General features: G+C 41.4%; 9 protein-coding genes. 6 read left to right on the top strand and 3 right to left on the bottom strand.

Features of this window, described 5'->3' with window-relative positions; all coding sequences use genetic code 11:
• The first annotated feature begins 220 nt into the window (after positions 1 to 220).
• The 3 genes from AC2UZJ_RS12065 (at position 221) to AC2UZJ_RS12055 (ending at position 7,139) form a co-directional block, all read left to right on the top strand.
• Positions 221 to 3,640, top strand: coding sequence for a TM0106 family RecB-like putative nuclease (locus tag AC2UZJ_RS12065; protein WP_486950402.1), 3,420 nt, complete (start codon positions 221 to 223; stop codon positions 3,638 to 3,640).
• Positions 3,641 to 3,706: 66 nt separating this feature from the next.
• A complete protein-coding gene (locus AC2UZJ_RS12060; RefSeq protein ID WP_486950401.1) occupies positions 3,707 to 5,845 on the top strand; it encodes an McrB family protein in 2,139 nt (712 codons plus the stop codon).
• Positions 5,832 to 7,139 (top strand): McrC family protein, encoded by a 1,308-nt coding sequence (locus tag AC2UZJ_RS12055; RefSeq protein ID WP_486950400.1) that lies wholly within the window; start codon positions 5,832 to 5,834, stop codon positions 7,137 to 7,139. Before AC2UZJ_RS12060 ends, AC2UZJ_RS12055 begins: the two co-directional genes overlap by 14 nt.
• A 100-nt stretch (positions 7,140 to 7,239) precedes the next feature.
• On the opposite strand, the gene AC2UZJ_RS12050 is transcribed toward AC2UZJ_RS12055, so the two are convergent.
• Positions 7,240 to 7,620, bottom strand: coding sequence for a hypothetical protein (locus AC2UZJ_RS12050; RefSeq protein WP_486950399.1), 381 nt, complete (start codon positions 7,618 to 7,620; stop codon positions 7,240 to 7,242).
• 26 nt (positions 7,621 to 7,646) lie between these two features.
• Entirely contained in the window at positions 7,647 to 8,147 is a 501-nt protein-coding gene (locus AC2UZJ_RS12045) for an alpha/beta hydrolase (RefSeq protein WP_486950398.1), read from the bottom strand.
• 189 nt (positions 8,148 to 8,336) lie between these two features.
• Here AC2UZJ_RS12045 and AC2UZJ_RS12040 point away from each other — a divergent pair, with 189 nt between their 5' ends.
• From AC2UZJ_RS12040 to AC2UZJ_RS12030, 3 genes are all read left to right on the top strand, one after another.
• Positions 8,337 to 8,885 carry an exonuclease domain-containing protein gene (locus tag AC2UZJ_RS12040; RefSeq protein ID WP_486950397.1) on the top strand — a complete coding sequence of 183 codons (549 nt, stop codon included), beginning with the start codon at positions 8,337 to 8,339 and terminating at the stop codon, positions 8,883 to 8,885.
• Positions 8,886 to 8,895: 10 nt separating this feature from the next.
• Positions 8,896 to 9,852: a DHHA1 domain-containing protein gene (locus AC2UZJ_RS12035; RefSeq protein ID WP_486950396.1), complete on the top strand. Its 957-nt coding sequence runs from the start codon at positions 8,896 to 8,898 to the stop codon at positions 9,850 to 9,852.
• Positions 9,853 to 10,041: 189 nt separating this feature from the next.
• Complete coding sequence (locus tag AC2UZJ_RS12030; protein ID WP_486950395.1) at positions 10,042 to 10,281, top strand: hypothetical protein; 240 nt, start codon at positions 10,042 to 10,044, stop codon at positions 10,279 to 10,281.
• A gap of 102 nt (positions 10,282 to 10,383) precedes the next feature.
• On the opposite strand, the gene AC2UZJ_RS12025 is transcribed toward AC2UZJ_RS12030, so the two are convergent.
• Positions 10,384 to 14,643 carry an Ig-like domain-containing protein gene (locus tag AC2UZJ_RS12025; protein ID WP_486950394.1) on the bottom strand — a complete coding sequence of 1,420 codons (4,260 nt, stop codon included), beginning with the start codon at positions 14,641 to 14,643 and terminating at the stop codon, positions 10,384 to 10,386.
• Between the last annotated feature and the right edge of the window lie 129 nt (positions 14,644 to 14,772).

The raw sequence follows: 14,772 nt of genomic DNA, 5'->3' as shown, positions 1-14,772 counted from the left end.
TTACAACGAAGAGCGCACGCACGAAAGTTTAGGTGATATTCCCCCGTCGGTATACCGACAACAACTGGAAAACTCTAGTTTAGAACTGTGTCAGTAATGGGGAAGTGGACAATACCCCCTACTCTTCGCTATACACTGTAACAAGATAATAAATAGCAAGGCAAAATATTTCAGTGAGTAAAGACTGGATTAGCCCTGCGCTCACTCTTAAGAGAGCCCCATGTATTACGATAATAGCCGTCTCGTTTTTTCCCCCTCAGACGTAGTGCAATTTGTAGACAGTCCTTTTGCCTCGTGGATGGAGCGTTTGGTTTTGGTTAATCCCGATCAGGTAGCGCAAGCGGATGCGGATGACTCATTCATGAGTATGCTCCAGGATAAAGGCGCTAGCCATGAAAAAGCTTTATTAGAAACGTTTAAAGCTCAAGGCAAGTCCATTGCCATGATTGACGAAAAAGAGGATAAGAAAAAAGCCACGCTTGAGGCAATTGAAGTGGGGGTAGAGGTGATATTTCAAGCGTATTTAACGGGAGAAAATTTTGTTGGCTATGCGGATTTTCTTGTTAAAGTCGATGGCGCCAGTGAGCTAGGGAATTATCACTATGAAGTGTGGGATACCAAACTTTCCAAAGAGTTAAAGCCCGCCTTTACGATTCAGCTTTGCTGCTATCAAGATTTATTAGCACGCATTCAAGGCGTGCGTTCTGAGCATTTTGTCGTGGTGTTGGGCGATGGTAGAAAAGAGCGTTTACGTACAAACGATTACTACTATTATTATCAAAGCGTGCGTGATGACTTTCTGCAATTTCATAAGCAATTCGATAGTAATCAGCGCCCTGATCCGGCTGAGTCCACTAGCTGGGGACGGTGGGGAGAGTATGCCGATACGTTGTTAACTGAGGCCGACCATTTATTACAAGTCGCCACGATTACCCGCTCACAGATCAAGCATTTAAAAGCCGCCGGTATCACAACCATGACGGCCTTAGCGCAAACCAAGAACGAGCATGTACCCCATCTTAATCCCGTGGTCTTTGCGCGTTTAGTGCGTCAGGCGCAATTACAGATTGCCTCCGTTGGCTCAGAAAAACCGCTTTTTGAGGTATTACCCATTGAGCCGAATAGAAAACAAGGCTTAGCGATGCTGCCGCCTGACTCGGCGCTAGATGTGTTTTTTGATATTGAAGGCTTTCCTTTGGTTGAAGGTGGGCTGGAGTATCTCTGGGGCTGCACCTATTTTGATGACTCAGGCAAACGCCAGTTTAAGGATTTTTGGGCGCATAATGCGGCAGAAGAAAAGCAAGCCTTCATAGCATTTATCCACTGGGTATACGAACGCTGGCAGCAAGATCCCACCATGCATATTTATCACTATGCCAGCTATGAGATCACTGCCTGCCGTAAATTAATGGGGCGTTATGGCGTCTGTGAAGAGGAAGTCGATCAACTGCTGCGCAATGAGGTCTTTGTTGATTTATATAAGGTGGTGAGACAAGGCGTACTCATTGGCGAACCCAGCTACTCCATTAAAAATGTAGAGTATATTTACCGGGAAGCCCGCAGTACAGATGTGACGGGAGGCGCAGACTCGGTCGTGGCCTATGAGAACTGGCGCCAACAACCTGATGGGGATACGTGGCAGACCTCTGAGATATTAAACAATCTTCGTGCTTACAACATCGACGATTGCGATAGCACCCAAGAGTTAACGGAGTGGCTACGTAATCAGCAGGCTCAGCATGAAATAGCCTACTTAGGCCGTGAAGAGCGGGTGGAGCCTGAGATTTCCGAAGAGTTAACCGCAAAAATTGAATTACGCGATCACTTATTAAACGCGGCTCAAAAAACCAAAGAAGCCGATCCAAAAGCTGCCACATTACAAGAAAACCTAGCCTGGTATTTGGAGTTTCACCGTAGAGAAGCCAAACCGGTGTTTTGGACGCTATTTGATCGCTTGGCGATGACAGCCGAAGAGCTGTTTGATGACGCGGAGTGTTTGGCTCTCGGTAAACGCACTGGCAAAGCCGCGTTTAAACCCACGCCTCGCGCCCGAAATCTGGTTTATGAATACTCTTTTGATACCAGCCAGGATATCAAAGGCGTACCCGCCTCCAGCTATTATATTTCCGGCGAGGTGGACGAGGCAGGTAATTCCCTGAAAGTGAACTTTATGAAAGATCACTCGGATTTAGCAGCGGGTATTGTGGCACTGCAAGCCAAAGAGGAACCTCCCGCACAAATCAGCCTCATACCGGATAGTTACGTAAGACCACAACCGATTCCCGAAGCCATCGAAGCAACGGTGAGAGAGTTAAGTGATACAGAAAACATCGCCCCGTGCGCCATCCTTGATTTTCTACAGCGTGATTACCCTCGTATTAAGGGTCATAAAGCAGGAGACCCCATCACCTCAGCCACCGATGCCGCCACTCGTTTAACTCAAATCATTCATGCTATTAGCCAATTAGACAACTCCTATTTAGCCATACAAGGGCCTCCTGGTGCGGGGAAAACCTACACAGCCAAGCATGTAATTGCGGATTTAGTGCGCCAAGGCAAGCGCGTCGCCATTAGCTCAAACTCACATAAAGCGATTAACAACCTACTGATTGGCGCTGCGCAGTACTGCCAAGAGCAGCATATAACGGCGTACTTTGCTTGCGCTAAAGACACCGATCCCGTCATTGCCGATCTGGGTATTGAGATTATCAAAAACGCTGAGATTAGGAATCACACGCATCAACCCTGCGTCATCGGGACCACGGCATGGGGCTTTGCCAGAGAGGATGTGGTGGGGCAATTCGATTATTTGTTTATTGATGAAGCCGGACAAGTGGCAGTGGCCAATTTACTCGCCATGAGCCGTGCTGCCAGTAACCTGGTGTTAATGGGCGATCAAATGCAGCTGGGGCAGCCCACGCAAGGCACGCATCCCGGAGACAGTGGCTTATCCATACTCGATTACCTACTGCACCAAACGCCCACTATTTCTGAAGAAAAAGGGGTGTTTTTAGATACCACCTACCGCATGCATTCAGCGGTCAATCAATTCATTAGTCAGGCTGTTTACGAGGGCAAGCTGCATACTGACCCACAGAATGATCAGCAAACCGTTACCGTTCCCACAGACTATCAAAGTCAACTGGCTCAAGAGGCCGGCATTGTTTATCTACCCGTAGACCACGAAGGCAACACGCAAGCCAGTACAGAAGAAGTAGCGCTCATACAAAAGACGGCCTATGAGTTACTAGGTCGAGATTTTACTGCCAAAGACGGTAGCACCCGCCCTATTAGCTGGGACGATATGCTTTTTGTTGCCCCTTATAATCAGCAGGTAGGCTTATTACAAAGCGCTTTGGGTGAGCAGGCAAAGGTCGGTAGCGTAGATAAATTCCAAGGCCAAGAAGCCCCTATTGTCTTTTTTAGTTTGTGCGCGAGCAATGCCAGTGACTCACCCAGAGGGATGGAATTTTTATTCGACAAAAACCGCATCAATGTCGCGATCTCCCGCGCCCAGTCCTTAGCAATTGTAGTCGCAAACTCCGCTTTAGGTAGTGGCGGGGCGAATAATTTAGACCAGCAGCAAAAATTGAATTTGTTTTGTTATCTAACCAGTTATGCAGCACTGAACAATTATTAAAAACCATTGTATAGCATGGCTGTGAGTTGAATTAGGACAATTACCTTAAAGTTAAGAGATGATTAAATGTCAATAAGTGATGAAAGAAACGGTACGACTGCTAGTGATACTAAGGCTGGATTTATAGAAAAGTGGCCATTAGAACGCTTAAAAACATTAACAGTAGAAGAATATGTTTCAAATGGCGAACAGGAAGGATTTTGTTATGACATTGAACATAATACACCTAACATAGGTAGCATGCGGGGTGGAAGCTCACAAAAATTTGGTCTGTATAAGCGCGGAAATAATCAAAACGAGGCGAAGAACGTTTATTTAGACTCTAATAAGATTTATGTTTGGAGAAACCTACTTGGGAATGACCTAGACACAGCTTTTAAAGAAATCCGTGAAAAACTAGTAGAAATTGTTGAAGCGACAAAAAGTGGTAGTTTAGATGCTATTGATCAAGTAAATGCTCCATTTTTTTGGCCTGTATTTAAATGGAAAATTGCTTTTATGTATGCCCCTGAAGGGACGATGGTAGATATTTTCTCACGTGATGCTTTATCTGTTTATTCAGACAATATACTGGAAGCACATAAAGAAATTATTTCAAACTATCAGAAAGACACTTCTATTTGGGACTATGCTCTTGATAAATGGAATGAAATTAAAGCCAAAAAAAAACTTAGCAAAAACTTGTGTATTGATACAGTAGAAATTAGTGATAGTGAAGATAAAGAAGATAGCATGCAAAAACTTAGTCCGCTTAACCAAATACTATACGGTCCTCCAGGTACTGGAAAAACCTACCACACTGTTAACCGTGCACTATCCGCGATTTACGGAATTAATCCTCAGACAACTGAAAAAAACCTTATTGAAGCCATTGAACCTTTAGCTAAAAGACAGTTTGGTGAGGCGCTATTACAAGGTAAAACGGGGCGTGATGTCTTAACAATTCTCTACAACCAGCTAGTCGAAGAAGGCCAAATTGTTTTCACTACTTTCCATCAAAGCTATGGTTATGAGGAGTTTGTAGAAGGTATTAAGCCCGATATCGAAGCAGTAAATGACAACAGTAATATAAGCTATAAAATTGAGAGTGGAATATTTAAAGCAATGTGTGATGCTGCTTTAACAACTGGCTCCCTGCAAGATTTTCATGAGAAAATAGAAGAACTAAAGGTAGAGTGTAGCGAGGCAGATGGAAAGGATGCTTTGGACTTAGGTACTTTTACTATTAGCTATAGGAATGGCAAAACATTCCGAGTAAAACCAAAGAAAAGCAAAAACAAAGATACTGACTATCCAGCATCTATTGAAAATATTGAGAAATATTATAAAAGCTCTACTAGGAAAGGAATTTATAACGCCACGTATGTTTCAGGAATAGTTAACTACCTAATTGAAAAAAAAGGGCTTGTAAAATACCAGTCAGATAATCGGAATAAGAAAAATCATGTACTAATTATTGACGAAATTAACCGTGGTAATATTTCTAAGATTTTTGGTGAGTTGATTACTCTTATTGAAGATAACAAGCGAATAGACGGTGTAGAGGAGACACGTGTTTCTTTACCTTACAGCGACAAAGAGTTTGATGATAATAAAGGGTTTGGTGTACCCAGTAATCTTTACATAATCGGCACAATGAATACAGCTGACCGCAGTATTGCTTTGATGGATACAGCGCTGCGACGCCGATTCGAGTTTGTGGAAATGATGCCTAATGCGGATTTATTAAAAGGTGAAGATGGCTCACCCATTACTACTGATGAAGGTATAAATTTATGTGAGTTACTTAAAAAAATCAATGCGCGCATCAGTTATTTGTATGACCGCGACCATCAAATTGGCCATTCCTACCTAATGGGAGTAGAAAACAAGACAGATTTAGATCACGCTTTCCGCAATAAAATCATTCCACTACTGCAAGAGTATTTCTATGACGATTGGGAAAAAATTCAACTGGTGCTAGGTGATCATCAATCTCAAATTAATGCTTACCCAAAGACGTATGGATTAAATGAAAATGATTGTTTTATCTCTTCAAGCCCTATTGATAGTACCAAGGTGCTTGGGTTTAACTATGATGACTTTCAGGGCGATGTAAAAGAATACCGTATTAATGATGAGTTCACTGTTAATGCTTACTTAAAAATCACAGGTGACTTTCAGATGAAAAGCACAGTAGACAAGGAAGTAAGTGGCGAGCAATAAACACCTTATCATTACGGAATACCAACGCATTACCACGGGTGAACATCTAGGTGATCATTATAAAACGGTCACCCAGGCCCAGTTCGATGCGTTGGAAGCTTTTGTGCTTTCTAATGAGCTAGAAGATGCTAGCAACTACTTAAAGCTTGGGCAAAGAGGTAATCAAAAGTTTTTGCAAGCACAAAATTATATTGGCGTTATTCAACTCAAAGAAGGTTTAACGGTTGAAATTTTGCCGAAAATTGCCCGTAAAACAGGTGATAGCAACCATGACGACGTACGTAGCATAGTCATTAACATGCTAAAAACCTTGCGAGACAGCCCATTTAAGCAAGTCAATACGGCCAGCTTGAAAACACATAAAATGCCCTTGCTTGAGCTATTTATTAGTATGTTCATGCAGGCCACAGAGCAGTTAATTCGTCGTGGGATAAGGAGTGATTATATTCCTTGTGAGGAAAACTCAGCTTTTTTAAAAGGGAAACTGCTTTTTTCGCAAAACTTGAAACACAATTTAGTACATAAAGAACGTTTTTATGTGGCGTTTGATAACTACCTGCCCAACCGACTTGAAAACCGCTTAATCAAAAATACCTTGCTGCTACTTTATAAGCTTTCAGCGTCCTCAAGAAACCAACAACGTATTCGGGAAGCCTTATTTATTTTTGATGACATTGACGCGGTGCGTGATGTTAAGACCGCTTTCTCTAAGCTAAGACTTAACCGTCAGATGAAGGACTATGAGCAGCTGATGGTCTGGAGTCGATTGTTTTTATTAGGTAACAGTTTCACTCCACACAAAGGCAATGCGGTTGCCTTTTCTTTGTTGTTCAATATGAATCTGCTGTTTGAGTCTTATGTGGGAGCTTACTTCAAGAAGTACTGCTCAGGCCACGTCTCGTTACAGCATCGAAGATATCATCTAGCTAAACGGGATACTGACCCAATCTTTGCTTTAAGGCCAGATATTGTGATTGATAGTGGGAAGATTGTTGCTGATGCCAAATGGAAACTACTTGACTCAAATAAATCAAACGCTGGTATTTCTCAAGCCGATATGTATCAAATCTATGCCTATGCGACCAAATATCAAGAAAAAGACAGCGAATGCGAAGTTATTTATCTTATTTACCCAGCTACTGAAAATACAAGAGACGTCAGCACAAATTACAGCTTTGAAGGTGTTAACCACAACAAAAAGGTTCGGTTAAAGGTATTGTTTTTTGATTTGGTGAACGATAGGCTTAACTACTCAATTGACTTAGATGGTAATGATAGAGCGATTGAATCTTAAGCAAGTAAGCTCGAGCAATTCACTTCAAACGCTAAAGTAATACAGTTTTTCACTCATTTTTGATCACACATCAACAAATTAGCTTTTTCTAAACTTATCTTCAATCAACCTCTAGATAAGTCAGATCCGGGTAATAATCCTGAGCATTTACCACAGAAAATATGAGATCAGCGACTTTGATATCGTGTTCTTTGTTTTCAGGCATTTCAAAAAAGAACGTTGCTAGATAACTTAAGTGTTCGGCTAAGGGTTGAGATGACTCTTCCATGATGGCCAATAAAAGGATATCGTCTACATAGCGTGCATACTCGTCTCTGGGCCAATTACTGCCAGAGAAATCTAAAGGATCCCATTTATAAAAGACAATTTCATCGACGCGTTGTTGTAATTGATGAAATAGCGTTTTTGCCTCATTCAAAGAAGACGTTTTTTGCGCGAGGTGCTTTACCAATTGGCGTTCTTCAGGGGTTAAGTGATCCATGGTTTACTTTGACTCTATAGATACTTTTATGAAAAGTGAAGTAAGAAATTCTTGAAGATGGGCTCAACCCTAGGCATTGAAGAATTTAATCGATGATCACCCGGAATTAAATGCAGGCTTGAATCGTTAGTCTTAGAAAATCGAATTGAATTTTCAGGTGGGATGATGTCATCAGACCAGCCATGGACAATTTCTATCTGTGTGTTTTTTGTGGCGTAGTCTTGTTCTTTATAGCTCGGCATATATAAAGCCGGTGCGAGCAAAAAGAGCCCTTTTACTTTAAGTTCTGTATTTTGACTAGCCACTAAAGAGGTGTAGCCTCCCATGCTGGAGCCAACTAGAAGCACATCACGTTCCTCTTCTTTTAAAATCGCAACTAGCATTTCAACACGCTGATCTGGATCCATCACCCCCGTATAATCGATGCTATCGACGGCGTAGCCTTGCGCCTGAGCGATCTCAGCTAACCTGGTTATTTTGCTGCCCCAAGGGCCACTTTCTTTACCATGTGAGAAATAGACTTTCATAACTACAAGGTCTCTTTATTAATTATTTGTTATATATAATTTTTAAATCATTGCCTAACAAGCTTACGTTATCAAACTAACGAAATCAAAGCTGATGATCTGGAATGCAAAAGAAGCACGAGAGCATGCATTTTAGTCTACGCTTCTAGATATAATTAACCTCTTTCTTAAACCATTCCCTAATAATCCATGCCCACCAACAAAACCACCATCGCCCTACTTTTAGACACCGAAACCACCGGCACGAGCCGTAACGATCAAATCATCGAATACGCACACACGCTATTTAGAGTAGACGCCATGACGGGGGAAATTGTGGAGGTATTAGACCAGTACTCTGCTTTTCAAGAGCCGACCGTACCCATTAATCCTTTTGCGCAGCAAGTACACGAGATTAGCCTGGATCAGTTGCGAGGACAAGCCTTAGATGTAGCACACATAGAAAGTAATCTACGTTATGCGCAACTTGTACTAGCCCATAACGTGGGCTTTGATAAGCGTTTTGTTAGTGCTGTTGTACCCAATGCCGAAAGGATGAACTGGCGCTGTACGATGCGCTCCATTGACTGGCTAGCGCAAGGAGTGACAAGCCGTAAGATGGAAGATATTATTCGATTTTATGGAATTAATGCACTGACTAGACATAGAGCCGCTGATGATGTGCGTTGCACGTTAGAAGCTATTCAACAAGTATGCGTTAAAAGTGGCAGGCCACATTTGTGGACGTTGCTCAGTTAAAGGCCAAAAAATGAAACCTAAAAACACCCTAATCATCACCCACGATAACTGCCTAGACGGCATAGCCAGTGAGGCCATACTAAGAGCTAAGTACGGTGACTCCGCCGATTACTTACCCTTAGATCATAATGACTACAGCCCCAAAAACCCAGAAGGCGTAAGCACCTTGCTAGCGAAGTTAAATGCCTACTCAGGAGCTAAGGTCTACCTGGCGGATATTTGTCTATCTATTTTCTGGTTAGAAACTCTACTTAATAATGACAATTCGGTGGTCGTCATCGATCACCATATCTCAGCCGCTAGTACGGTAGCATACTTTCAAGAACGACTAGCCAAGGGAGAAAAACTAGCCATTGCGTTTCTATTTGACGAGAAAAATACACAATCTGGGGCTCTATTAACGTGGAGGTATATCCATGGTGATACGCCAGCCCCTCGTATTATTGAATATATTTCTGATGGGGATATTTGGTCATTTAAGTTCAAAGAAACCAAATGGTTCTACGCAGGCATACTCAACGATAAAAAACCAAATGATGTGCGAGCTTTGCTTACCCAATTAATTATTGAAGATGATATAGAGCTAATCCAGTCTATTGTTTCCAAAGGGAAAGCGTTACATAGCCAGTTTATGGCCGAAGTCTTGGAGCAGGTTTCAGCAGCCATACCGATTGAATTACTGGGTATTAAAGGCCATTTTATTAAAGCGGAACGAAAATATCACTCCGAGCTAGGCGCAGCCATTGCCATCAAGCACGGGGGGTTTGTGCTACTCATAAAAGAGCAGGAAAACGAAAACGACTTAATCTCTTGCAGTCTACGCTCTCATGGTGATATGGATGTGAGCCAAATTGCAACTCACTTTGATGGGGGTGGTCATAAGAATGCGGCAGGTTTTGTTTGTAGCAATCTTAAGGCTTTGAATACACTACTAAAAGAGAATGGGAATAAGTTAATCTTGATGTAATTTATTTTCTTGAGCTAAAAAAGCAAAAATGATACTATATGTAATTATTCGTATCTTTTTAAGAATGAGATGATTGAATCTGAATTACTCTCAAAGGCTTTTATCTTTATGGGAGCCATGTGTTGCCTCATTGTGTTTTTAATTGGGGACAGATAGTAGTGGTGTGACGAGTAGCCTCTTCAATAAATAATGAAAAAAGAAGACTTAATTCGGCGTATTAATTACCAGCTCAAATCTAAAGGTAGAAAGCTAGTTCTCAGCACTACAAAAAGAGAAGTCGCTGTTTATGGTAAGGGCTCTTACTTTATTTCAGAAAAATCGACAGGCTACTTTGTTCGGGAGTTGCGCTCAGATGAAGCACTAGTAGCTTATGCTAGACGTAATGACGCTCTTGAACAGACTGAACACTTAGACTTAGAGAATTCATAATTAACTTTGAGCAATAAAAAGACCCCAAAATGTTGGATAGGTGTTCAACTTCTTGGGGCAAGTTCAGAAAGCGTGGCTTACCTCTAGACAGTTTATTTAGAGTTATTCCTCACCAACTCCTTCTGATTGATAGTTAATAGAAATAACCACAGGCTCAGAACGACCGCCCGAATCATCAATACCTACTAATGTTATTTGATTGATTTCTTCTAAACGATGCCTACCAACAGTAATAGACTTAGAGCCTGATACCAGCTCACGATCACCTAACTGCCAATCATAACCACGCATACGCCCATCTGAATCAGTACAATCTGCCGTGAATCTAACGGAAGTGCTAGACTCACGTTCTGAAACAGTACAAATAGGAACTTGATTTTCAAAGACCTCTACTCGCGTACTTTCCTCAGTGATAACTCCCATTTGTGAAATCATTTTCACACCAATATCATAAACACCTTTTTCAAGGTCTATTTTGGCATAACGACTTAATGATTCCACCGGCTTATCATCAACCGTAAACTCCAAAGAGCCAAAACGATCACGAGGATGACCACCAGAAATACGTGGACGCACCGTTAATGTTAGTGGTTCTCTAAATCCGGCATTATCAGGGCTTAACTCAAGGTTTAACTGATAGGGTATTGATTCCTCAAGGCTCATAGGATGTTCTATTACTGCTTCATGACCACGAGCATCCGTAATCACAACTCGCACCGTATAGTTACCTGCCTCTAGCACATTAAACTTACGAATAATGTCACGAGAATCATCAAGCATCTCGATAGGCTCAGGTAATGTCCACTCGTACTTCACATCCTCTAAGCGATTTCCAACGGCTTGCATTGGGCGAATAGTCATCGTCACTAAGGCAGGTGCATAAGGCGCATTAGCTTGATAGTGCATAGCAAAATCTGGCCAGATGTATTTCCATATACTAGAACGTAAGGTATGAGAGGCATCCGTTCCTTGATCCTCATACCCTTCAATCCATGCATGATAGGAAATAGCCATACGACCACCCGCTAAGTCATCGTCTGTAGGTATATAAGTAAGAGTTTTACCTTCGACCTGTTCACCATTTGGCAATGTGAAGTAGCCCAAGATGCTGTCACCCATACCCCGATAAGGCAATGAGGTAACAGCCTCAAACTCATATTCTTTACCTACTTCGACTAAAGAAGGCCCCGTTATGCGGACTCTTATTGAACGTATAGGCTTAAACTCAACAGAAGTTTTTGTTACGTTAAACGCATAACGATCCTCTTCTGGCGCATGAGTTGTACGAACTCGTGCAGCTACCATAATACGTTGTTGAGAGTCACTGGATAAGGTTATAGAATCCCCCTCCTGATCATAAGTACGACCATTGTCGGTAGACCACTCAATTACCGTATCGCCTAACTCAATAGGTGTAAATACTTTCTCACCCTTAGAAATAGACTCATAACCCGGAGTTGCAGTTAAGACGACCTCATCACCTACGAAACGAATAGTTGGGCCTTCAATACGTAACTCTGGTTTGTCATAAGCAATTATTTCAATAACCTCAGTGTACCTACTGGCACCGGAATGACGATTTGTTATGTTTGCACGAAGATGGTATGTGCCTGTTTCAAATACATTGTTATAAATGAACTTATAACGTTCATCGGGAATGTATTCCTCCCAAGTATTACCTCCATCTTTGCTTAGCTCCCATACGATATCCCCCGTTGCCGATTGCATTTCACGCTCTTTTAAATCAATCTTAAAAGAACCTCTTAACGGTGCAGGGCCTGATAAGGTACGACTTGTAATATCAGCTTCTATTGCATCACCTCTTAGCAAACTTAAAATCAAAACACGAGGTGACATTTCTGTACGCTCATAACCGTCAATGGCATGAATTAATTTAGCCTCAGACGTAAAACGTAATGTACGTACATCATCAATATCACTAATATTTATATCAAGCTCAGTGTGACCTTCCTCCATATCTATAAAGTCACTCATCGGCTCTAAATCGCCTCTCAAGGGGATACGCATAACTCGTACTTGCCACTCCCCCATGCGCCCCATGTCATAAGGATCACGGTGAGAATACTGATCCAATATGTCTACATAAATAGGTAGTGTATCGGTATTTAAGGCAAACTCATTAGGTGAGCTAATAAACGGTTTAGCGCCCGTAACAGGTGCAGAATGTACAGAGTAAAACTTTTCGTCAAGCAATTCTGGCATTAACTCATAAGTAGATTTAACACTAAATAGAGATTCTCCCCACAATGTTCTACTATCACGATCTTCGTTGAGAGGTCGCTGAATAATGTTTCGGTAGCCTCCAAATCCAGCCTGAACATTTTCATCGTATAACACATGCTCATTGCGTAGAATCTCAATGTCCATGTTGGTGCGCTGCCCTTCAATCAATACGTCACCCACATAGTTTTCATTGATAGGAATAACTACTGTTTTTCCGTCCTCAAGTAGATATTTACTTTCAAGGGTTATTTCAGGGGCAGGAGGATCGACTACTTCAATCTGTTGAGTTTGATCCGCCAATAAAATCTTTACCCCTTTTTGACTAAAAACACTTAATTCCCACTTGAAATCAAACTCTCCCGCATCTGGAATAATCCCTCGTGCTTGAGGCTGGGTTAGCCATTCTAGTTGCTCTATTCCCGGTGGAGTTTCTTTCCACTCAAAAAAGCATGTTAGAGAATGATCCCTGATACCAGACGAAGAACTACGGACGGCTTGGTTTTGATCAGTGGTAGGGTGACAAGTTTTTCCTTTTATTTGTTTAAAACGAACATCTAGCTCATCAATTAACTTATATATAGGAGCTTCTGGCAGCAAAGCATCAAATGCTATTGAGCCAAATGCACTTTCCACCTCAATCTCATATTCACTATCCTCAACATGAACCTTGCTACCTGCCGCATTGTGAATGTACAAACTGTAATTAATTTTTTGAGTACCTACTTCTACAGCTTGACCTGTTAAAGATGCATGTTGAAGGCCGTTTTCACTTTTAGTTTGGGGAGTTACCTCTTCAGGAAGTTGATTCCATTCAATAAAACAGTAGGGTTGATTGAAAGGGTCGGCTCTCCGCGCAGTTTGTTCATTTGATGTAATGGCACAAAGAGAATTATTATCTGAACGAACCATCATATTGATAGGGTCAATAACTTGCTTAAATGTCCAAGAATTAGATTCTATCTTAGCCGCTGGTGTCCAAAAATTAAGATCAAATAATCCTACTGGTGCATTAGGAGCTGCCACGGAAACAAGTAGTTGAGAGTTTGTTTCTTCTTCACTTGTCGCTACTACAGGCAGCTTTAATTGGCCGTACTCACGGTCAAAGTTATAGCCTGATGCAACAACTCGTGTTTGACCTGCCTCAACAAGCACCCCGTTAACTTCAACTGGATGCTCAGCATTACGATCAAGCGAAGCAACAATATCATGCTGACCTGTTATCACATCCCCTGTAGATAAGCGGATTTTATCCGTTCTAATAGCAGGGCTTCCATCTGGACGGTTAAATGTATGCAATAACGCAGGTACATTTAATGTTTCATTGGAAAATGACTTAGGTTTGAAATAAAAATCAGCCACTAACTCTGACTCATTTAGCTGGTGGTCTACCGTCTCTATTTTAATGTGATAATTTGAATTAGTGCTTGCGCTAGGAAAAATAGAAAAATGATCTAAAACTATTTTGTTACCTGTTTTTTCCCAGCCTAAAGACTGTTCTTTTCCAGACTCATCATCAAAGAGTGTAATAGATTTAATCGTCACATCTGTATCGTACTCATCTATCACTTCAAAATATATATCTGATACATACTGAACTTGTCCATTTCTAGGTATGGAGTGAGTAATGTCCGCAGGTGTTTTATCAATAATGATTTCCCCGTGTTTAGTACTAAAATCAAAGTCAAAATTATCAATTAAAGAAATTTTGGCCTCGTACCTCCCTTCAGGTGCATCATTTAAGTTAAATGAACATTGCCTAATCATCTCAAGAGAAAGAGCGCAGCTAGGAGTAACGTCATATTTACTACCTCCTTTTTCATCTAAAAGCTGTACTTTTATGTCTCGGAGTATTTCCCCTTTATCTTCGACTAATAATTGACCATCCCGACTAACTGGATCGTAAGTAAAGCCTAACGTTTTTAAAACATAGATAGTAATATCACCATAGGTAAAAGTATAAACATGACCCAATGAATCATGAATATCCGCTTTTAGTGTGTGTGTACCAGATGGGGCCTTACTCAAACTATAATCGTAATGCGCTCTATTACTATCAACTACGCTTTTAGAAGGGGTTATTTGGTACTGAGTGGAACCACTTTTTTCTAAATAAATCATTCCAGTTTCAGGAACCTCATTGTAAATACCCCATTTATAACACAGTCATCTCGTAGAGAATTTATGCCGCATTTCGGTACTCTAACGGCGTCATGTCATTCAGTGAGTCGTGTGGTCGTTCGGTGTTAT

This window comes from Paenalcaligenes sp. DL 309, assembly GCF_057475285.1.
The sequence above is the reverse complement of the archived record's forward strand: the minus strand, read 5'-3'. Positions and strand labels throughout refer to the sequence as shown.

Excerpts from the sequence above, each read along its gene's own strand:
- AC2UZJ_RS12065 (WP_486950402.1), top strand. The coding sequence starts at position 221 with ATGTATTACGATAATAGCCGTCTCGTTTTTTCCCCCTCAGACGTAGTG.
- AC2UZJ_RS12060 (WP_486950401.1), top strand. The coding sequence starts at position 3,707 with ATGTCAATAAGTGATGAAAGAAACGGTACGACTGCTAGTGATACTAAG.
- AC2UZJ_RS12050 (WP_486950399.1), bottom strand. The coding sequence starts at position 7,620 with ATGGATCACTTAACCCCTGAAGAACGCCAATTGGTAAAGCACCTCGCG.
- AC2UZJ_RS12045 (WP_486950398.1), bottom strand. The coding sequence starts at position 8,147 with ATGAAAGTCTATTTCTCACATGGTAAAGAAAGTGGCCCTTGGGGCAGC.
- AC2UZJ_RS12040 (WP_486950397.1), top strand. The coding sequence starts at position 8,337 with ATGCCCACCAACAAAACCACCATCGCCCTACTTTTAGACACCGAAACC.
- AC2UZJ_RS12035 (WP_486950396.1), top strand. The coding sequence starts at position 8,896 with ATGAAACCTAAAAACACCCTAATCATCACCCACGATAACTGCCTAGAC.
- AC2UZJ_RS12030 (WP_486950395.1), top strand. The coding sequence starts at position 10,042 with ATGAAAAAAGAAGACTTAATTCGGCGTATTAATTACCAGCTCAAATCT.
- AC2UZJ_RS12025 (WP_486950394.1), bottom strand. The coding sequence starts at position 14,643 with ATGATTTATTTAGAAAAAAGTGGTTCCACTCAGTACCAAATAACCCCT.